Raw genomic sequence first — 19,578 nt, 5'->3', positions numbered from 1 at the left:
CTCGTAGACGCCGGCTGACGCTCACGCCCAAGGCATGTCCACATGGCACGCCCTACAGACACGCTACGACGTATGGCTGACATCGCCGAAGTTTCGTGGTCGGCAGGGCTGTTGGGCCCTCGCGGCATTCCCGGTGGCGTACGTACGCCACCGCGACGATCATTGCCCCATGACGTGGAACGGGGAAGAAGTGGACATCGAGGCCTACTTGGCCAGGATCGGCCACGAAGGAGGGACGAAGCCCGACCTCGACACACTCCGCGCGCTTCACCGGGCGCATGTGGCGGCGATCCCCTTCGAGAACCTGGAGATGATGCTGGGCCGGTCCGTACCGCTGGATCTGGCCGCGCTCCAGGACAAGCTCGTGCGCCAGCGCAGAGGCGGCTACTGCTACGAACAGAACCTCCTCTTCGCGGCGGTTCTGGAGCGGATCGGCTTTGCCGTCACGGGGCTGGGCGGGCGGGTCAGGGCGGGCGCCTCGTCGCGTCGCGCGGTGACGCACATGCTCCTGAAGGTGGAGGCGGACGGCCGGCAGTGGCACTGCGATGTCGGCTTCGGTGCCGAAGGACTTCTCGAACCGATCCCCATGGGGGACGAGGGCGACGTACGACAAGACGTACGACAAGGAGAGTGGCGGTTCGGGATCGTGCAGGAAGCGAACGGTGCGCGGGTGCTGCGGACCGAGCACGCGGACGGCTGGTTCGATCTCTACGAATACACGCTGGAAGAACGCCTACCCGTCGACTACGTAGTGATGAACCACTACACGTCGACCCACCCCTTGTCGCCGTTCATTCGCCGCCCGGTGATCCAGAGGCCCACTCCGGAGGAGCGCCGCACTTTGGTCGGTGATCGCCTGACGGTGATGCGGCCGGACGGCACATCGGACGAACGTCGCGTATCGGCAGGGGAGTTGGGGGAAGTTCTCGATCGCGAGTTCGGTATTGAACTGAACGCCGATGATCGCGCCGAGCTGATCCGGGCGCACTACGCCGGAGCGTGACCCGGGCCACGCTCCGCGCCGTACGATGGCGCGGTGCTGGTCAAGTGGATTCGCTGCACCGTGGTGGACCGACGGGGGTTCGAGCGGGGACAGCGAAAGTGGGCGGGGCTTCTGGGGGAGCCGGGGTTCCGGGGACAGGGTGGAGGGTGGAGCCGTGAGCGGCCGGGTGTAGCGCACGTATTCGGCTTCTGGGAGAGCAGAGCCTTCTACGACTCCTTCATGGCACGCTCCCATGACCGGCTCGCCGCCACGCAGTCAGGCACCTTCAAGGACATCCAGATCAAGCTCTTCGACCACCGTTTCGACGTGAAGACGGGCTTCGAACCGCGCTTCACGGACGCCGACGTGGTGCGGGTGGCGCACTGCCGGGTCCGCGAGGCGCGGGTGGAGCACTTCGCGCTGATGCAGGAGAAGGTCTGGAACCCGGCGATGGCGGGCTCTCCGGGGATGGTGCGCGGGCTCTTCGGAGAGGCACCCGGGCACGAATTCCTCGTCCTCTCCATGTGGCTCTCGGCCGCCGAGCACGGCAAGTACCGCAGGGAACGGGTGGAACGCCTCTCGCTGCGCGCCCAGACGGAGGCGGATGTCGCGGCGCTGGCCGGCGACATCGTGGAACTGGAGCCGTCGTGGACGGTGTGACGTCGCACGGGTGAGCTACCGGGAGGCGGGGCCGGCGGATGGCGGCCGCATACGCCGGATGGAGCCCGGACGGCCGACCGGTTGAGCCGCCCGGGAAGGGCCGATCTAGGGTTTCCGTATGGCACGTCCCCGGCGCATCTTCCTTGTCCGGCACGGCGAGTCGGCCGGAAACGCCGACGACACCGTGTACGAACGCGAACCCGACCACGCGCTGGCGCTCACCGAGAAGGGGTGGCGGCAGGCGGACGAGACGGGCGGGCAGCTGCGCGACGCTGTCGGCCTGGAGCGGGTGAGCGTGTACGTCTCGCCCTATCGGCGTACCCACGAGACCTTCCGGGCCCTGCGGCTCGACCCCGACCTGGTGCGGGTGCGTGAGGAGCCGCGGCTGCGGGAGCAGGACTGGGGGAACTGGCAGGACCGGGACGACGTCAGGCTGCAGAAGGCGTACCGCGACGCGTACGGACACTTCTTCTACCGCTTCGCCCAGGGAGAGTCGGGGGCCGACGTGTACGACAGGGTCGGGGCGTTCCTGGAGAGCCTGTACCGGAGCTTCGAGGCTCCGGACCATCCGCCGAACGTCCTCCTGGTCACCCACGGCCTGACCATGCGGCTGTTCTGCATGCGCTGGTTCCACTGGTCGGTGGCGGACTTCGAGTCGCTGTCCAACCCCGGCAACGGCGAAATGCGGACGCTGGTGCTGGGCGACGACGGCAAGTACACACTGGACCGGCCGTTCGAACGCTGGCGCGAACCCGAACCGTACGGCGTCACCGGATAGAGTGGCAGGGCGATGACCGCTGACTCCTCTCCCGACCGGCGCCTGGCCCGCGCTCTGGCCAGCCTGCGTGGACTGGCGGTGGGGGACGCGCTGGGCTCTCAGTTCTTCGTGCCCGCGAACTACCCGCTGCTGAAGCGACGGGAAGTGCCCCCAGGCCCCTGGCAGTGGACCGACGACACCGAGATGGCCTGCTCCGTGTTCGCGGTCCTGGTCCGTCACGAACGGATCGACCAGGACGCGCTCGCCCTGTCCTTCGCCGAGCACCACGACTTCGACCGCGGTTACGGCCCTGCCGTGAACCGGCTGCTCCGGCAGGTCCGGGAGGGTGGGGACTGGCGCGAGCTGGCCTCCGCGCTGTTCAAGGGGCAGGGCTCCTGGGGCAACGGGGCGGCCATGCGGATCGCGCCGCTCGGCGCCTGGTACGCGGACGACCCGGAGCAGGCGACGCACCAGGCGGAGATCTCCGCCTACCCCACGCACCAGCACCGTGAGGCCGTCGTGGGCGCCATGGCGGTGGCCGCCGCCTCGGCGCTGGCGGCCGACCCCGCGGGACCGCCCGCGCCGAAGGCCCTGCTCGACGGCGTCATCGACCTCGTGCCCCGCAGCGCCGTGGGGGCAGGGCTCCGCCGGGCCCGGGACATGCTCGACTACGGAGACGCGGCGACGGTCGCCGCGGTCCTCGGCTGCGGTCGTCGCACGACCGCTCATGACACGGTGCCGTTCGCGCTGTGGTCGGCCGCTCGTGGCCTCGGCGCCTATGAGCGGGCCATCTGGTCCACCGCTCAGGTGGGCGGCGACATGGACACGACCTGCGCCATCGTGGGCGGAGTGGTCGCTTCCGGTGAGGGCGGCGCGCCCTCCGAGGAGTGGTGGGAGCGGACCGAGGCGTTGCCCGGCTGGGTGCCGGTCGCGCCGGGCTGACTTCGGGGCGGCCCCGGGTCTCGTCGTCCGTGGCTCCGGTGTGACTGTCACGGTCATGCCACAGCGCGGCCGATGCGGGGGCCGTCGACGGCCTCGCGGCTACCCTTACCGCCAGGCCGTGAGTTGATCATGACTTGCGTGTCCTCAACGAGATGCCGGTCGCCCGGCGGCCCCGCCACGCGTGCGTGCCGTCTGCTGCGCGTGCGGACCGGCCGGGAGGGGGTCCCGTGTCCGATACACCGTCCACGCCTGAGCCATCAGATGTGGAAGATCCACCAAGAGATCCACCAAGAGATCCATCTAAGAATCCAGAGGGACCTGAGGAGCGCGACCAGCCCGAGGACGCCGTGCCCAGGCCACGTCCCGCGGACGGGAGCCCACAGCCTCGTGCCGACTGGGAGTACCCGGCCGCCCACAAACACGAGCCGTTCATGGCCGATCTGCGGGCCGACCCGCCCGCTCCGGTCCGCACAGGAACGCTCGGCGCGGTGCTCGCGACCGGCCTGCTGAGCATGCTGCTGCTCGGCGACGGCCTCGCACTCAACCTGCTGATCGTCGCGATGCCCGCCGCCCTCGCCGCGTACTTCGCCGCCGAACAGGCCGGTCGCAGGCCGCGGCCCTGGACGCTGGCCTGGGTGATCGGCAGCCTCGCGCTGCTGGCCGTGCCCGCGCTGCGGGACGCGGGATGGCCCTCGTTCCTCGCCATCGTCTCCGCCGTCGCACTCGGCTCGCTCGCCCTGCACGGCTCCCGCACCTGGCTCGGCGTCCTGCTCGGCCCGCTCGGTCTCTTCGACGCGGCGCTCTCCGGCCTGGGCTGGGGCTGGCGCGGGGCGCGGGAGCGCACGGGCGGGGCCCGGAGCGGGCCCGTCCTACGGGCGGTCGCGGTGACCGCCGTGCTGCTGCTGGTCTTCGGCGCGCTGTTCGCCGGGGCCGACGCCGCCTTCGCGGGACTTCTGGGCGACCTGATGCCCGATGCTTCCGTTTCCGAGGGGCCGTGGCGTGTGCTGCTCTTCGCGGCCGGGATCATCGGAGCGCTCGCCGCGGCGCACACCGCTGCCGCGCCCGTGCGCTGGGACCGGCTCGTCGTGGGTCCCGGCCGGGAGCGTGGCCGCGTCGAGTGGGCGCTGCCGCTGATCGTCCTGAACCTGTTGTTCGCCGCGTTCAACGTGGTGCAGCTGGCCGTGCTCTTCGGTGGGTACGACGCGGTACTGGAGAAGACCGACCTCTCGTACGCCGCGTACGCGCGCCAGGGCTTCTGGCAGCTGCTGGTCGCCACGCTGCTCACTCTGGCCGTCATCGTCCTGGCCCTGCGCTGGGCGCCTCGTGACGGGGCCCGCGACCGAGGCCTGGTGCGGGCCGTGCTCGGTACGCTTTGCGCCCTCACGCTCGTCGTCGTGGCGTCAGCTGTGCGGCGCATGGACATGTACGTCGACGCGTACGGCCTGACCCGGCTCAGGGTGTCGGTCGTGGCGGTGGAGCTCTGGCTCGGCCTGGTCGTCGTACTGATCATGGCGGCCGGGGTGTGGGGCGCTCGTTGGCTGCCGCGCGCCGTCGCCGCGAGTGCCGCGGCCGGAGTGCTCGCCTTCGGGCTCCTTTCGCCCGACGGGCTCATCGCCGAGCGCAATGTCCAGCGCTACGAGGAGACCGGGAAGTTCGACCTGGAGTACGCGCGCGACCTGTCGGCCGATGCGGCACCGGCCGTCGACGGGCTGCCGGAGCCGCTGCGCTCCTGTGCCCTTGAGGGCATCGCGAAGGGCCTCGGGCCCGAGCGGGGCCCTTGGTACGCCACCAGCCTGGGGGAGGCGCGGGCCAGGGAGATCATCGAGGAACGACCGTTCGAGGCATCCGCGGTGGGCTGCCACGCGGTTGGCCAGGAGGACGGGGACTCGTACCGCTGAGGCACCCCCCGGCAGGCTGCCTGCCTCGCGGGCCGGGTGTCGGCACGAGCGGCATCGCGAGGCCGACGAGGGCGCGGCTGTGGCCGTCCAAGGCGACCTGAGGGCGTACGTGCCGCCCTCTCCGCCATGGACGGCCCTTGGGCGCGTACGCCCCCGCCGCGGCTCTGTCAGCCGCTTGCAGGACCCGCCGCGCTCGCCGTGCCGGACAGCGCGTCTATGTCGCTCTTGCGCACCCGGACCAGCACCACGGCGGTGACCAAGGCGAGCAAGGCCATCGCGACGGCCGGTATGAAGGCAGTCGAGATCCCCTCGGACAACACCTCGTGTCCCCAGGGCGCCGGTAGCTCACCGGTCTTGGCGAAGGCGGCCTTCTGTTCCGGCGATCCGTTCGCCATGAAGTCCGCCATCTGCTCCTTGCCCTCGTCCCGGCTCGCTGTGCCGAACACCGTGGTCAGGATGGAGAGGCCGAGTGAACCGCCCACCTGCTGCGTCGCGTTGAGCAGCCCGGATGCCGCGCCCGCCTCGTGCGGGGCCACTCCGGAGACGGCCGTCAATGTAAGGGTCACGAAGTTCAGACCCATGCCGAAGCCGAACAGCAGCATCGGGCCCAGTACCCCGCTCACGTACGTACTGTCCGGGCTGATGAAGGTCTGCCAGCCGAGTCCGAGGGCGACGAGGGCCGAGCCGATCACCATGAACGGCTTGGGGCCGAGGACCGGGAGCAGCCGTTGGGAGATGCCCGCGCCCGCCACGATCGCGACCGTGACCGGCAGGAAGGCCAGGCCCGCTTCGATCGGTGTGTAGCCCAGTACGTTCTGGACGAAGAGCACGATGAAGAAGAACATGCCGAACATCGCCGCGGCCAGGCTCAGCATGATCACGTACGAGCCCGAGCGGTTGCGGTCGGCGAACATCTTGAGCGGAGTGATCGGTTCCTTGGCCCGGCTCTCGATCAGGGCGAAGGCCAGGAGCAGCACGACCGCCGCGCCGAACGACGCCAGGGTGAGACTGTCGCGCCAGCCCTCCTCGGCCGCCCGGATGAATCCGTAGACCAGGGAGGCCATGCCGAGCGTCGAGGTGAGGGCGCCCGCGATGTCGAAGCGGCCCGGATGGCGCTCGGACTCGCTGATGTAGAGCGGGGCGAGGAAGGCGATCAGGATGCCGATGGGTACGTTCACGAACAGCACCCAGCGCCAGTCGAGCCACTCCGTGAGCATGCCGCCGGCCAGCAGGCCGATGGCGCCGCCGCCCGCGGAGACGGCCGCGAAGACACCGAACGCGCGATTGCGCTCGGGACCTTCGGGAAACGTCGTGGTGATGAGTGCCAGGGAGGTGGGTGAGGCGATCGCGCCGCCTACGCCCTGCAGTGCGCGCGCCGCCAGCAACTGCCAGGGTTCCTGGGCGAATCCGCCCAGGAGCGAGGCGAGGGTGAAGACGAGGATGCCGGTCATGAAGACCCGGCGGCGGCCGAGGACGTCACCGGCGCGGCCACCGAGCAGCAGCAGGCCGCCAAAGGTGAGGGTGTACGCGCTGACGACCCAAGTGAGGTCGGTGGTGGAGAATTTGAGCGCGTCCTGAATGTGCGGGAGCGCGATGTTCACAATCGTCGCGTCGAGGACCACCATGAGTTGGCAGGCCGCGATGACGGTCAGGGCGATTCCGGGCCGGCCTTCCCGGCGGGCGGCGCCGGGCTTTGGCCCTTGATCCTGAGTTAACTGAGAGGTTGTCACTATGGGTCCCCCACAAGTGCCTTAGTGAACGCTCCCGTTCACTGTCCCCTCAACGGTAGTGACTCCCCATCAGTGAACGCAACCGTTCACTGACACTGCCTCGACACCCAACGGAGTGATATCCATGCCTACTTCGCGCTGGAGCGCCGCTGCCGCTCAGACGGCCTCCCTGCGCCGACGGGGTCCCGTCCTCGAACGGGCGATCCTCGAGGCCACGCTCGAGCAGCTCAGCACCGTCGGCTGGAACGGCCTGACGATGGAAGGTGTGGCCGCGGGCGCGCAGACCGGCAAGGCCGCGGTCTATCGCCGCTGGCCCTCCAAGGAGGACCTCGTCGTGGACGCGCTGCAGGCCGGCTTGCCGAAACTCGACTCCGCACCGGACTGCGGCGGGGTCAGGGAGGATCTCCTGCAACTGTGCCGGCAGATGCGTGAGGCGATGTTCTCGCGGCCCGGATTCGCTCTCCGTGCCGTCCTTCACGAGTGCGACACGGTGGCGGCCGAGCGATTTCATGGGGTGATCTTCGACGGGGTCATCATGCCGAGCGTGGAGCTGATCAAAGAGGTCGTACGCCGGGGGGTCGAGCGTGGAGAGGTGCGTCCCGAGGCCATGGACCCCTACGTGTGCGACGTCATTCCGGCGATGATGATGTATCGCTCCAAGGTGTGCGGGAGCGAATGGGGGGACGAGGAGTTCGCCGAACTGATCGACCAGGTCATGGTTCCGCTGCTCCGTCGGTAGGCCTGGGTGTCGCGGGTGGCATCCGGCGGCGTACGCTGTCTGGCGCCATGCCGTACGAACCACCCACCCACACCGTCGAGCGCTCCCTTCGCGCTACCACCGGAGCGAAGATCGTTGCCGGCGTCGACGAAGTCGGGCGCGGAGCGTGGGCGGGACCGGTCACCGTCTGTGCGGCGATCACGGGACTGCGCAGGCCGCCCGAAGGGCTCACCGACTCCAAGCTGATCACTCCCAAGCGGCGCACCACGCTCGCCGGGGAGCTGGAGAGCTGGGTCACGTCCTACGCCCTGGGGCATTCCTCGCCCGAGGAGATCGACGGCATGGGGATGACCGCCGCGCTGCGGCTCGCCGCCGTGCGCGCCCTGGAGGCGCTGCCGGTGCGTCCTGAAGCCGTGATTCTCGACGGGAAGCACGACTATCTCGGGACTCCTTGGCGGGTTCGTACGGTGATCAAGGGCGACCAATCCTGTGTGGCCGTCGCCGCGGCGTCGGTGATCGCCAAGGTTCGGCGCGACAAAATGATGGCCGAACTGGGTATCGAACATGCAGACTTCGGTTTTGCGGCCAACGCCGGCTATCCGTCGCCGGTGCACAAGGCCGCGCTGGCGGAGCGGGGGCCCACCCCGTACCACCGGATGTCGTGGGCGTATCTTGATGCGTTGCCCCAGTGGCGGCACCTCAAGAAGGCCCGCAGCTGGGCGGATGGAAGCGTTCCGGAAATCGAGGGCCAGCTCGGCTTCGACTTCTGACGCTTCCTGCAGTTCCACTCGCACTCATGTGCCACCCGCCGATGCCGCGCGCATCGGCATTTGATAGACAACAACGCATGCCTCTCAGTCCCGAGGAGCCTCAGATTCACGAGAGTGCCCAGGGTCCCCGCGTGACCCCGGCCAGTGGCCGCATCACGCCGACCCCCCGCCCCGTTCCCGGCCCGCGTCCCGCGGCTGTGCCGCGTCCTGGCCGACCGGGCCCCGCCCGGCCGACGCCGCCGGCGCAGCGCACGTCGCGTGAGCCGGCCGCCAAGCCCGGGCTTTCCGCCCCGGCTGCTTCCGGACCCTCCACCGCTCCTGCCGTGCCCGCTGGTTCGCCCGCGGGTTCCGCCACGGATGCCGGCGCTTCGGTTCCGCAGATCCAGCTGATCCCGGCTTCCGCCGAGGGGGCGCTCGACGCCGCCGAGGAAGCCGTCGACCTGCTGCTCGACTCGGGCCGCGCTCCGGGTGAGGTCCTGGTGGTCACCACCGGCGACCCGCACCCGTGGGCCACGCACGAGCTGTCGTTCGGCGAGGCCTCCTACTGGGCTCAGCACGACGCGGGCGACGACGTCTTCTACGCGGACGCCGCCGCCCTGGACCGTGCCGTGTCCCGCCCCGTGGTCGTCGTCGCCATCAACGGCGGCGCCGAGGAGACCGCGGTCGGCGCGCTGCCGACGGCGCTCACCCGGGCCGGAGCCCTGCTGATCGTCTGCGGTGACCCGCAGCGGATCAACGCGATGCTGGGCGCGGGCGTCTGACGTTCGCTGTCTGACACCCGCGCTCCGGCTTCTGCTGTCCGACGTCCGTCGTCGGTCAGCACCTGCCGAGGCGGGGTGTCGGGTGGTCGACGTCGGGTGTCCGGCGCCAGGCGGGTGGTCGGTGTCCGTGGCATGGCCGGGTGAGCTTTGTTGACCCGCGGCATGTCTGCGTGAGCCTCTGCCCGCATGCGTCGGGTACCCCGCGCCGCGCAAACGGCGGGGCGCACCGGCCCATGCCTGCGGCCCGCCCTCGTGGCGGGGTACGACGGACGCCTCAGCGTGCCGCCGCTCGGCTCAGTACGTCGGACGCGGCGCCGCCGGTGCGCGGTGGCGGCGGATCGGTGTCGGCGAAGGCCTCTGGGCTCGACCCGGTGCTGGGCCGACGGCCGCCGCGGTTCTCGCCGAGCACCTGCCAGCCGTCACGGGTCAGCGTGATGTAGGCGCCGCAGCGCAGCCCGTGCAGCGTGCAGGCGTCCCGCAGCCCCCACATCCACGCGCCGTCCTCCTGCGTCCAACGCGCGTCACCGTCACGGCAGTAGAGCAGGACGGCGGTGCGCACCGGAGTACGGCGCCGCAGATCGTGCGGGATGACCCGACGCAACTGCGCGAGCAGTGCGTTACGGAAGACCCAGCCGTCCGCCGCGCTCGGCCGCCGGGTGAACGAAGCGCTCGCCCGCAGCCGTTCCTCCGGATCGAGGACGGCGACGACAGCTGTGGTGGGCGTCGGGCGATGCCGGGCATGCAGGCCGCTGACGACCTCACGCGGATTGCGCAGCAGGGGAATTCCCGCGGCTGACCACTCCGCGGGCTCGAGCATCCGGGCCAGTCGGTTGGCGGGATCGGCGGACATCTCAGCCGATGTCGAAGACTCCGACATCGATGCCGCAGCGGACGGAGGAAATCCGAAGGTCACGGTCCTCCCTTCGGCTACGCGCCCAGAGGGCGGGGTGGACTGGGGAGCGCACCGCGGCACAGCCCTACCGGGCCACGGGAAGCCGCGCGGGAGCGGTTCCAATTCTTCCCGTCGTACTGCCTTGCGGCAACGAGCAATTGGGACTGCCGACCGGTATCTGGTGATGCGCCACCTATATCCCTGCCCACGGTGGCGCACATCGACGCTTGCGTCAGCCTTGCACGGCCAGGACCAGCGGCAACACCCCCTTGGCCCCGGCTCGGCGAAGCATGCGCGCGGCCACGGCGAGGGTCCAGCCGCTGTCCATCAGATCGTCGACGAGCAGAACGGGACCGCCCGCTTCCCGGAGCGCGGCGGCGAGTTCCAAGGGCACGGTCAGTGCCCCGTCGAGGGCGCGCAGGCGCTGGGCGCTGTTGCTCCTCGGCACGTGTGCCGTATCGGCTCCGGCGGCGTACTCGATGGAGCCGAGGAGGGGAAGGCGGCCGACCTCGGCGATCCGCGCGCCCAGCGACTGGATGAGCTGGGGCCGGGTGTGCGACGACATGGTCACGACGCCGGCCGGCCGCGGCTGGGTGTCGGCGCCACCCGAGGCCCACCCGCCGGGTCCCTTCGCCCAGTCCGCGAGGACGCCGACCACGGCATTGGCCACGTCGTCGGGCACCGGCCCGTCAGGGGCCTGCGGGGCGAGCATCGGCCGGAGCCGGTTGCCCCATCCAATGTCCGAGAGTCGCCCCAGGGCCCGTCCCTGGGATGCCTGCTCGCCCACGGGGATACGTCCCTTGAGGTCGACGCCGACCGCGGCGAGCCCGGTCGGCCACATCCTGCGAGGTTCCACGTCGACACCCGCGCGGACCAACTCGCCCTGTGCCGTGTCCAGTGCTCCGGAGGACACGGCGTCGGTGAAGCGTGCGCCCGCGCAGTTGTCGCAGCGCCCGCAGGGCTCCGCCGCCTCGTCGTCCAGCTGCCGGCGCAGGAACTCCATCCGGCAGCCGGTCGTCGTGGCGTAATCACGCATCGCCTGCTGTTCGGTCTGGCGCTGCTTGGCGACCCAGGCATAGCGCTCGGCGTCGTACGCCCAGGGCATCCCCGTGGAGGTCCAGCCGCCCTTGACGCGCCGGACCGCGCCGTCCACGTCGAGGACCTTGAGCATCGTCTCCAGCCGTGACCTGCGCAGCTCGACCAGCGGCTCCAGTGCGGGCAGCGACAGCGGCCTGCCCGCCTCCGCGAGGACGTCCAGCGTGCGCCGGACCTGCTCCTCGGGCGGGAAGGCGAGCGAGGCGAAGTAGTTCCAGATCGCCTCGTCCTCCTTGCCCGGAAGGAGGAGGACCTCCGCGTGATCGACACCGCGGCCCGCGCGGCCGACCTGCTGGTAGTACGCGATCGGGGAGGAGGGCGAGCCGAGGTGCACCACGAAACCGAGGTCGGGTTTGTCGAAGCCCATCCCCAGGGCGGAGGTGGCGACCAGGGCCTTCACGCGGTTGGCGAGCAGATCCTCCTCGGCCTGCTGACGGTCCGCGTTCTCCGTCTTTCCCGTGTACGAGGTGACGGTGTGCCCGCACTGCCGCAAGAAGGCGGTGATCTCCTCGGCGGCGGCGACGGTGAGGGTATAGATGATTCCCGAACCCGGCAGCTCCTCCAGGTGGTCGGCGAGCCAGGCCAACCGGTGTGCGGCGTTGGGAAGTTGGAGCACGCTCAGGCTCAGGCTCTCGCGGTCCAGGGGCCCGCGCAGCACGAGTGCGTCCGAGCTGCCGCCGGTGCCCAGCTGCTCGGCCACGTCGGCCGTCACGCGCGCGTTGGCCGTCGCGGTCGTGGCCAGCACGGGGACGCCCGGCGGCAGGTCGGCGAGCATGGTGCGCAGCCGTCGGTAGTCGGGCCGGAAGTCATGGCCCCAGTCCGAGATGCAGTGCGCCTCGTCGACCACGAGCAGACCCGTCGCCGCGGCGAGCTTGGGCAGGACCTGATCGCGGAAGTCCGGGTTGTTCAGCCGTTCCGGGCTGACGAGAAGGACGTCCACGTCGCCTGAGGCCACCTCGGCCTGGATGGTCTCCCACTCCTCCGTATTGGAGGAGTTGATCGTGCGGGCGGTGATTCCGGCGCGCGCCGCCGACTCGACCTGGTTGCGCATGAGCGCGAGCAGCGGGGAGACGATCACGGTGGGACCGCTGCCCCGCTCCCGCAGCAGCGCGGTCGCGACGAAGTACACGGCGGACTTGCCCCAGCCCGTGCGCTGTACGACCAGCGCCCGGCGCTTGTCGGCGACCAGCGCTTCGATCGCGCGCCACTGGTCCTCGCGCAACTGTGGACCGCCTGACGGTGACGCTTCGCCGCTTGCGGGCGTCGGGCCGCCGACGAGGCGGGCGAGTACGGAATCGGCCGCCGTGCGCAGATCTTCGTTGCTCATGCCCCCATGCAACCCGATGGGTCTGACATTAGGCGAACGAGTCCACCGAGCTGTGGATAACTCTTGGCGTGCCCCTGATCGTGGTTATCCACAGGCCAAACCGGAATCTTGCGATCCGCGGGAGAGTCGGCGCATGGCGAACCACAGCGAACAAAACGACCCGATCGACACCACTGACACCACTGACTCCACCGGCGCTGCCGACCCCACCAACACCACCGGCGCTGCCGATGCCGCCGGCTCCATCACTCCCGTCAATCCCGGAAACCCCATCGACCCCACCGGCCCCATCGGCCACATCGATGACGAGACCCTGGTGACCCTGCGCACCCCGGCCGAGCTCGCGGACGCCCTGCCGTACCTGCTCGGGTTCCGGCCCGAGGAGAGCGTCGTCCTCATCGCACTGCACGGCGATCGGGGCCGGTTCGGTGGGCGGGTGCGCCTCGGTATTCCAGGGCGCGCGGAGGACTGGCCGCCCATCGCGGAGCAACTCGCCCAGTGTCTGGTGGGCGGCTGCGAGCGGCGGGGAGCGCGGCCCGACGGCGTTGTCGCCTTCCTGTGCGCGGAGCCCGTCGGGGCCGAATCCGGACAGCAGGTCATGGAGCGCCTGCGACCGCTGGCGCAAGTGATCCGCACCGCCTGCGGAAGCCTCGACGTCCCCGTGTTCGAGGTCGTGTGCATCTCTGCGGGAAGCTTCTGGTCCTACTGCTGCCCGAACGAGCAGTGCTGCCCACCGCAGGGCGTGCCGCTGCCGCGGCCCGGCACGTCGGTCCTGGCCGCGGCCACGGCCTACGCCGGGGCTCAAGTGGGCGTCACGCCCCGGGAGATGCGGGCACGCCTCACCCCATGGGTGTCCGCCGCCGCGACGGAGCAGGAGGCGGCCCTCGACGCGGCGGGCATGGCGCTCGTGCATCGGATCCTGGAGGAGGACGGGCACGCCGAGGTCGCCGCCGACACACTCGATCTGGCCCGAAGGATCATGGCGCGCATGACGGACGCGCCTCCGATCAGCGACAGGCCGGAGGCGGATCTCCAGGACGACGACCTCCTCGCACACGACGAGGCGGCGGCGCTGATCCTCGGCCTGCAGGACCGTACGACGCGCGATCAGGCGGCGGAATGGATGGAGGGCGACTGCGCACCACCGGCACTTCGCCTCTGGAGGGCCCTGGCCCGTCGCTGCGTCGGCGCCTACGGAGAGCACGCCGCGGCTCCGCTGTCCCTCGCGGGCTGGGTCGCGTGGTCCCTCGGAGACACCACCGAGGGCCAGGAAGCCCTGGACATGGCGCTGTGCGCCGATCCCAGTTACACCTTCGCGCAACTCCTGCGGCACGCCTGCACCGGCGACCTGGATCCCGAGCCGATCCGCCGCTGCCTGCGCAGGGAGCGAACCGACCGTGACGCGACGGCGGTTCAGCCCGAACTGCCGCTCCCGGACGAGCCCTTGGACCCCGCGGCAGAGCCGGTGGGCGCCGCACCGCGACGCCGCCGTCCCTCGCGCCCGAAGGGCGGCGCCGGGTCGCGGGCCACCGAAAGGCCGAGCACCGGGCCGCAGAACCGCCGTCGCACCATCCGGCGCACAGCGAGGAACGACACATGAACGTGGGAGCTCGGCAGGGAGCACACGTGGGAGCTCGGTACCGCAGAGCGGAGGCGAGAGGGGCACCTGTCGGGACGCCGTGCGCGCGGGACCTGGGCCGGTCGAGTGGCTTCCCGTCCCGTGGGCGTGACTTGGGGCAGGGCAGGTCCGTTCACCTGAGTGGCGGTACCCGTACCTGGGTCGAGCCGCCGTACGGCCTCCCACTCCTCGTAGCGCGGACAGCGCAGAAGAAGCCGCCTCATGCCCCTGCCCGCCTCGTCTCCTGTATCCGGCAGAGAGGGTCCCCAGCGGCCCGCGCCGACTCCACCGCGCCTGTCCGGCGGGCAGGCCCCGGCGCCCGCACCGCGTCGCCCCGCGCAGCTGCCGCCCGCGCACGCCACGCTGATCTGTGTCGCCCTGCCCGCCATGGCGATCTCCACGGACCAGGGGCAGCTGACCGGGCGCGGACTCGAGGGGTTCTACCGAGCGGGGCGCAGGCTGCTGTCCCGCTGCGAAGTGCGGGTGGCGGGGCGCGAGCCGGTCGCCGTGCAGGCCCGGATGGTCTCGGCCGACCGTGCCCGCTTCGTGGCGACGCTGCGTCCGTTCGCGGACGGCGGCCCGGATCCGGACGTGGTCGTCGAGCGGACCCGATACGCGGACGGCACGGAGCGGATCGTGCTGCGCAGTGCCGCAGGACGCCCCCTGCGGCTGCCCGTGGAGGTGTCGCTCGGCACGGATCTGGCGGACCTCGGCGCGGTGGCGTCCGGCAACACGGGTCCCGAACTGCCTGGCAGTGTGCACGACTCCGGCATGCGCTGGGCCTCGCCGGCGGGCCACTGTGTGGTCACCGCGCACCCGGCGCCCGCGGACGCGCTGGCCTCCGCGGGGCTGCTTCGCTGGGAAGTGGAGCTCCCGCCGGGCGGCACCTGGAGCCTGGAGCTGCGGGTACGGCCGGAGGGGGCGGGCCCGGTGCGGGCGACCGGGAACGGGGCTTCGCTCTCCCTCGCCACGGCGCGGGCCGTCGGCGACGATCCCAGGACCGGGGCGCTGCTGGACCGCTCGGTGGAGGATCTGCAGGCGCTGCTGCTGCGGGACCCCGAGCACCCGGCCGACGTCCATCTGGCCGCGGGGGCGCCATGGCGCTGCGGTCTCGCACCGGCCGAGGCGCTCGCGGCCGCCCGGATGGCGTTGCCGCTCGGTACGCGCATCGCTGCGGGGACGCTGCGCACGCTCGCCCGCCGTCAGCTCGTGGGCAAGGGGCCGCGGGCGGGCATGATCCCCGGGCCGTTGCGGAACACGGGGCCGCATCTGCCGCCCGGGTGCACGGGGATCGAGGCCACGCTGCTCTTTCCGGTGCTGCTGGCGGAGGCATGGCGTTGGGGGCTTTTGGCCCAGGAGGCGGAGGAGTTGCTGCCGGCGGCCGAGCGCTGTCTGCGGTGGCTGCTCGCGGCGGCCGACGACCGAGGGCGCCTGCCGGACCCGTATCCGGATGGTCCGGCGCGCTGCGAGACCCAGGCCCATGCCCACCGGGCGGCGCTGCTCGGCGCCGACCTGCTCGACGCGCACGGCCGTTCGGGCGGCAGCGACCTGCGGCAGTGGGCGGAGCGGATGCGGTGCACGTTCCGGGAGGAATTCTGGGTGGAGGACCGCACGGGTGGCCGGCCCGCCGCAGCTCGTCTGGCCGACGGCCGCCCCGTGCCCCTGCTCACCGGCGGTGCCGCCCACCTCCTGGACACAGGTCTGCTCGGGTCGGGCGCGCTCGCGCAAGGACTGCTGGACAAGGTGCGGACCGAGCAGCTCGCCCGGCTGCTCGGCGGGCCCGCCATGGACTCGGGGTGGGGGCTGCGGAGCCTGGGCGTCAAGGAAGCCGCGTACAACCCTTTCGGACATCGTGGCGGGGCGGTCCGTGTCCACGAGACGGCGGTCGCCGTCGCGGGTCTGGCCGCCGCGGGCTACGAGAAGGAGGCGAGCGCACTGCTGCGAGGGGTGCTGGCCGCGGCCGAGACCTTCGGCCACCGGCTGCCCGAGATGTTCGCGGGGGAGCAGCGCACGGAGGGCGGCGCTCCGTTGCCGCATCCCGCTGCCTGTCGCCCGGCGGCCACCGCCGCGGCCGCCGGGGTGCATCTCCTCACGGCGCTCGCCGGGATCCGGCCCGACGCCCCCTCGGGGACGGTGACGCTGAGCCCGGTCCGCGGTGTGCCGCTGGGGGAGCTGGGACTGACGGGGCTGCGGGTCGCGGGTGCGCCGTTCTCCGTACGCGTCAGCAGGCTTGGCCTGGCCATGGTCGAGGAGGCGGCGGACGGGCTGCAGCTGGGGGTGTGACCCACGGGAGGAGGGCCTGCGTCGGGTGTGGCGTGAACCCGACGTCGGGCCCGGTCGATCGAGCCGGGATCGGATGCCGGAGGAGCTGTTTATCGTCAGGCAGACGACTATGATCGCGGCATGTCGCCCTACGACCCGTCGGCCTTCCCGCCCTTTGCTGTCACCGTCGATCTGGTCGTGCTGACCGTGCGCCGCCACGCACTGTGCGCACTTGCCGTACGGCGGGGTGAGGCGCCGTTCCAGGGCCGGTGGGCGCTTCCCGGCGGATTCGTGCGCGACGACGAGGATTTGTCGGCGGCCGCCGCGCGGGAATTGGTCGAGGAGACGGGGCTGTGTGCTCACACTCCGGACGCTCCGGTCCAGGTGAACGGCGCGCACCTGGAGCAGCTCGCCACGTACGGAGACCCCAAGCGCGATCCTCGGATGCGGGTCGTCAGCGTCGCCCATCTCGCGCTCGCACCCGATCTGCCCGCACCACGGGCCGGCGGTGACGCGCACAGCGCGCGTTGGGCGCCGATCGAGGCGCTGCTCAACCGGGGCGGGTACGGCCGCGAGGACGAGCAGGCCGCGCCGCTCGCCTTCGACCACGCGCAGATCCTGGCGGACGGCGTGGAGCGCGCCCGCTCGAAGATCGAGTACTCCTCGCTGGCGACGGCCTTCTGCCCGCCCGAGTTCACCGTCGGTGAGCTGCGCCGGGTGTACGAGGCCGTGTGGGGGGTGGTGCTCGACCCGCGCAACTTCCACCGCAAGGTGACCGGCACGCCGGGCTTCCTCGTCCCCACCGGCGGTACCACCACCCGCCAGGGCGGCCGCCCCGCCCAGCTCTTCCGCGCGGGCGGCGCGACGCTGCTCAACCCGCCGATGCTGCGTCCCGAGGTCTGAGGCCCGCGCCACGGAGCATGCGCTGGTCACCTGTCGGTCCGGCGGGTGTCTGGCCGTGTGGCGGACACCCGCGGCTCACACCCTGACCGAAATGACGGAAATATCGCGTTATCTTGCTGAAGTACCCACGGGGTGCGTCCGTCCCCGACCCGGCGGACGAACCCTGGCCGTCGAGCGGTCGCACATCCCGCGAGAGAAGCGATGATCCAGGCCATCGGACTGACCAGCAATCCCCGCCAGGAGCTGCCGCCCGCCGTCGACGACGTGTCCTTCGAGGCGCGGACAGGCCGTGTCACGGCGCTGCTCGGCGCGCAGGGCGCCGGTAAGACGACGGCGCTGAGGCTCATGCTCGAAATCCAACAGGGCCGAGGAGTCACCTACTTCCGAGGGCGCCCGCTGCACCGCATCGCCCATCCGTCGCGTGAGGTGGGCATCCTCCTCGGCGAGGTTCCGGGACACCCCGGCCGCACGGTCCGCGGCCACCTGCGCATGCTGTGTGCCGCCACCGGTGTGCCCGTCCAGCGCGCCGACGACGTACTCGAAGTCGTCGGGCTCGTCAGCCTCCGCGATCAGCGGCTCGGCACGCTCTCACGCGGAATGGACCGCCGCCTCGGCCTCGCCGGCGCACTGCTCGCGGACCCGCACACACTCGTCCTCGACGGCCCCGCCGACGGGCTCTCGGCCCGGGAGGGCGGCTGGCTGCACGGCATTCTGCGCGCACACGCCGCTCAAGGGGGAACCGTCCTGTTCTCCACGGCCGACGCCAAGGAGGCCGCACGGACCGCGGACCGGGTCGTCACGCTGGAAGAGGGCCACCTGGTCGCCGACCAGGAAGCCGGGGACTTCGCCCGCACCCGGCTGCGCCCCCGGGTCGCGGTGCGCAGTCCGCACGCGGCACGTCTGGGCGCGCTGCTTTCCAAAGAGGCCCGTGCCGGGCGGCGCTCCATCGAAGTGGTGAAGGAGGACGGCAATCGGCTTTCGGTGTACGGCAGCAATTGCGCCGACATCGGAGAGACGGCTTTCCGCCACGGAATTCTCGTCCACCAACTCGCGGACGAGATCGGGGATGCGGGGCCCTGCGTGGGGTCGATGCCCGCTCCCGAGCCCGAACCGGTCATCGAAACCCTCGGTGAGGGACCGGCCGCGACAGCGGACGACGTACCGCCTGAGGCCGATCAGGGGGCGCAGCCCGAGCCCGAATCTGAACGCGAGACCGCGCCCGAGCCCGTGTCCGCGGCCAAGAACCTCATCCCGCTCGCCACCACGGAGCCGCTCGCCATCACCGCCCCGCGGGCTCCCGTGGCGCCGTCCCCCCTGCCGCCTCCCATCTCGGTCCGGCCCGCCCGCAGCCCCCTTCGCCCCTTGCGCTACGAGCTTCGCCGTGCCGCCGGTGTCAGCACGGGGTACCTCACCACGGCCGCCGTGCTCGCCGTCTCCGCCGTTCTCTGCGTCTTCCTCGCCAGGAGCGGTCACACGCCGCAGCCGCTCCTGCTGGCGGCCTGGCCCCAGGAACTCCCCCTGCCGCCCGCGGCGCTCGGCGCCGGGCTGCTGGGCGCCCTCGCCTTCGGGGAGGAGTTCCGCCATCCCGCCCTCGCCGCCGACCGGGGCACCGTCCCCCGCCGCCTGGGGCTGCTCTCCGCGAAATTGCTCGTGGCGGCGGCCATCGCGCTGCTGCTGGGTCTGCTCGTCCTGGTCTCCGACGCCGCGCTGCTCCACCTGGTATACGGAGAGGAGCTCGCGAAGGTTCCCGCTGACTGGCTTTCGCTGAGCGCGAGTTGGATCGCGCTGGTGGCGGGGTGCGCCTGGGCGGGGGTGCTCGCCGGAGGCGTCTTCCGCTCGACGACAGCCGGCCTCGCCGCGGTTCTCGCGGTGCCGATCGTCGTCGTACCGCTCGTACAGAAAGCCTTGGAGGGGCCGTCTGTGCGATCGGCGGCGGGACTGCCGGGGCGGCTGCGCGATCTGGCGCTGGTGCAGTGGCCGTTCGGCGTCGAGCGATATCTGGCGGGCGGAGTCCGGATGGTCGCCCAACCCGTGGGCAGTGCACTGATGTTGTCCGTGACCGCTCTGCTCTGCGCTTATCTGCTCACCGGGATGCGTGGCAGAGCCCGATAGGGACCGTTCGGCGCTTCTGTTCCCGTGCTGCGCACAACTCCCCGGAGAACGCCCATTTCTTTCCGATAAGGCGTCAATTGCGGCGGGGTAAGCGATCACCCTTTCGTGTGCTTTTCACCAAAGACCTCAAGGGACTTGGGAGCCACGCCGA

The 19,578-nt window shown here is 71.4% G+C and carries 15 protein-coding genes; 12 read left to right on the top strand and 3 right to left on the bottom strand.

Annotation, left to right across the window (positions count from 1 at the left end):
- Positions 1–169 precede the first annotated feature (169 nt).
- The 5 genes from ACFUPX_RS20405 (at position 170) to ACFUPX_RS20385 (ending at position 5,239) form a co-directional block, all read left to right on the top strand.
- Positions 170–1,003, top strand: a complete 834-nt coding sequence (locus ACFUPX_RS20405; RefSeq protein WP_383324097.1) for an arylamine N-acetyltransferase — start codon at positions 170–172, stop codon at positions 1,001–1,003.
- Between the two features lie 33 nt (positions 1,004–1,036).
- A complete protein-coding gene (locus ACFUPX_RS20400) occupies positions 1,037–1,642 on the top strand; it encodes a YdbC family protein (RefSeq protein WP_383324094.1) in 606 nt (201 codons plus the stop codon).
- 118 nt (positions 1,643–1,760) lie between these two features.
- The gene (locus tag ACFUPX_RS20395; RefSeq protein WP_383324091.1) at positions 1,761–2,420 is read left to right on the top strand and encodes a histidine phosphatase family protein; all 660 of its coding nucleotides are present in this window, start codon (positions 1,761–1,763) and stop codon (positions 2,418–2,420) included.
- Between the two features lie 12 nt (positions 2,421–2,432).
- Positions 2,433–3,341, top strand: coding sequence for an ADP-ribosylglycohydrolase family protein (locus ACFUPX_RS20390; RefSeq protein ID WP_383324088.1), 909 nt, complete (start codon positions 2,433–2,435; stop codon positions 3,339–3,341).
- A 431-nt stretch (positions 3,342–3,772) separates the two neighbouring features.
- Positions 3,773–5,239, top strand: coding sequence for a DUF4153 domain-containing protein (locus tag ACFUPX_RS20385; protein WP_383324085.1), 1,467 nt, complete (start codon positions 3,773–3,775; stop codon positions 5,237–5,239).
- Between the two features lie 167 nt (positions 5,240–5,406).
- Here the strand turns inward: ACFUPX_RS20385 and ACFUPX_RS20380 are convergent, their stop codons facing one another.
- The gene (locus tag ACFUPX_RS20380) at positions 5,407–6,969 is read right to left on the bottom strand and encodes an MFS transporter (RefSeq protein ID WP_383324082.1); all 1,563 of its coding nucleotides are present in this window, start codon (positions 6,967–6,969) and stop codon (positions 5,407–5,409) included.
- 124 nt (positions 6,970–7,093) lie between these two features.
- Here ACFUPX_RS20380 and ACFUPX_RS20375 point away from each other — a divergent pair, with 124 nt between their 5' ends.
- From ACFUPX_RS20375 to ACFUPX_RS20365, 3 genes are all read left to right on the top strand, one after another.
- Positions 7,094–7,708 carry a TetR/AcrR family transcriptional regulator gene (locus ACFUPX_RS20375; protein WP_383324079.1) on the top strand — a complete coding sequence of 205 codons (615 nt, stop codon included), beginning with the start codon at positions 7,094–7,096 and terminating at the stop codon, positions 7,706–7,708.
- Positions 7,709–7,755: 47 nt separating this feature from the next.
- Positions 7,756–8,457, top strand: a complete 702-nt coding sequence (locus ACFUPX_RS20370) for a ribonuclease HII (protein ID WP_383324077.1) — start codon at positions 7,756–7,758, stop codon at positions 8,455–8,457.
- Positions 8,458–8,534: 77 nt separating this feature from the next.
- Positions 8,535–9,218, top strand: a complete 684-nt coding sequence (locus ACFUPX_RS20365; protein ID WP_383324074.1) for a hypothetical protein — start codon at positions 8,535–8,537, stop codon at positions 9,216–9,218.
- A 274-nt stretch (positions 9,219–9,492) separates the two neighbouring features.
- Here ACFUPX_RS20365 and ACFUPX_RS20360 read toward each other — a convergent pair whose 3' ends face one another.
- Both ACFUPX_RS20360 and ACFUPX_RS20355 read right to left on the bottom strand, forming a co-directional pair.
- Positions 9,493–10,131 carry a hypothetical protein gene (locus ACFUPX_RS20360; RefSeq protein ID WP_383324071.1) on the bottom strand — a complete coding sequence of 213 codons (639 nt, stop codon included), beginning with the start codon at positions 10,129–10,131 and terminating at the stop codon, positions 9,493–9,495.
- 211 nt (positions 10,132–10,342) lie between these two features.
- On the bottom strand, positions 10,343–12,532 hold the full coding sequence (locus ACFUPX_RS20355) for a RecQ family ATP-dependent DNA helicase (protein WP_383324068.1): 2,190 nt from the start codon (positions 12,530–12,532) through the stop codon (positions 10,343–10,345).
- Between the two features lie 133 nt (positions 12,533–12,665).
- Here ACFUPX_RS20355 and ACFUPX_RS20350 point away from each other — a divergent pair, with 133 nt between their 5' ends.
- From ACFUPX_RS20350 to ACFUPX_RS20335, 4 genes are all read left to right on the top strand, one after another.
- Positions 12,666–14,132 (top strand): DUF4192 domain-containing protein, encoded by a 1,467-nt coding sequence (locus ACFUPX_RS20350; protein ID WP_383324066.1) that lies wholly within the window; start codon positions 12,666–12,668, stop codon positions 14,130–14,132.
- Between the two features lie 240 nt (positions 14,133–14,372).
- Positions 14,373–16,433: a glycogen debranching N-terminal domain-containing protein gene (locus tag ACFUPX_RS20345; RefSeq protein ID WP_383324063.1), complete on the top strand. Its 2,061-nt coding sequence runs from the start codon at positions 14,373–14,375 to the stop codon at positions 16,431–16,433.
- A 120-nt stretch (positions 16,434–16,553) separates the two neighbouring features.
- Positions 16,554–17,315: an NUDIX domain-containing protein gene (locus ACFUPX_RS20340; RefSeq protein WP_383324060.1), complete on the top strand. Its 762-nt coding sequence runs from the start codon at positions 16,554–16,556 to the stop codon at positions 17,313–17,315.
- A 201-nt stretch (positions 17,316–17,516) separates the two neighbouring features.
- A complete protein-coding gene (locus ACFUPX_RS20335) occupies positions 17,517–19,427 on the top strand; it encodes an ATP-binding cassette domain-containing protein (protein ID WP_383324057.1) in 1,911 nt (636 codons plus the stop codon).
- Positions 19,428–19,578: the final 151 nt, after the last annotated feature.

Origin of the sequence: Streptomyces sp. NPDC057302 (assembly GCF_042667685.1) — a bacterium.
Taxonomy (GTDB): domain Bacteria; phylum Actinomycetota; class Actinomycetes; order Streptomycetales; family Streptomycetaceae; genus Streptomyces.
Note: the sequence above shows the minus strand (reverse complement) of the source record. Positions and strands in the feature narration are given on the sequence as shown.

Excerpts from the sequence above, each read along its gene's own strand:
- ACFUPX_RS20405 (WP_383324097.1), top strand. The coding sequence starts at position 170 with ATGACGTGGAACGGGGAAGAAGTGGACATCGAGGCCTACTTGGCCAGG.
- ACFUPX_RS20395 (WP_383324091.1), top strand. The coding sequence starts at position 1,761 with ATGGCACGTCCCCGGCGCATCTTCCTTGTCCGGCACGGCGAGTCGGCC.
- ACFUPX_RS20390 (WP_383324088.1), top strand. The coding sequence starts at position 2,433 with ATGACCGCTGACTCCTCTCCCGACCGGCGCCTGGCCCGCGCTCTGGCC.
- ACFUPX_RS20385 (WP_383324085.1), top strand. The coding sequence starts at position 3,773 with ATGGCCGATCTGCGGGCCGACCCGCCCGCTCCGGTCCGCACAGGAACG.
- ACFUPX_RS20375 (WP_383324079.1), top strand. The coding sequence starts at position 7,094 with ATGCCTACTTCGCGCTGGAGCGCCGCTGCCGCTCAGACGGCCTCCCTG.
- ACFUPX_RS20370 (WP_383324077.1), top strand. The coding sequence starts at position 7,756 with ATGCCGTACGAACCACCCACCCACACCGTCGAGCGCTCCCTTCGCGCT.
- ACFUPX_RS20365 (WP_383324074.1), top strand. The coding sequence starts at position 8,535 with ATGCCTCTCAGTCCCGAGGAGCCTCAGATTCACGAGAGTGCCCAGGGT.
- ACFUPX_RS20355 (WP_383324068.1), bottom strand. The coding sequence starts at position 12,532 with ATGAGCAACGAAGATCTGCGCACGGCGGCCGATTCCGTACTCGCCCGC.
- ACFUPX_RS20350 (WP_383324066.1), top strand. The coding sequence starts at position 12,666 with ATGGCGAACCACAGCGAACAAAACGACCCGATCGACACCACTGACACC.
- ACFUPX_RS20345 (WP_383324063.1), top strand. The coding sequence starts at position 14,373 with ATGCCCCTGCCCGCCTCGTCTCCTGTATCCGGCAGAGAGGGTCCCCAG.
- ACFUPX_RS20340 (WP_383324060.1), top strand. The coding sequence starts at position 16,554 with ATGTCGCCCTACGACCCGTCGGCCTTCCCGCCCTTTGCTGTCACCGTC.
- ACFUPX_RS20335 (WP_383324057.1), top strand. The coding sequence starts at position 17,517 with ATGATCCAGGCCATCGGACTGACCAGCAATCCCCGCCAGGAGCTGCCG.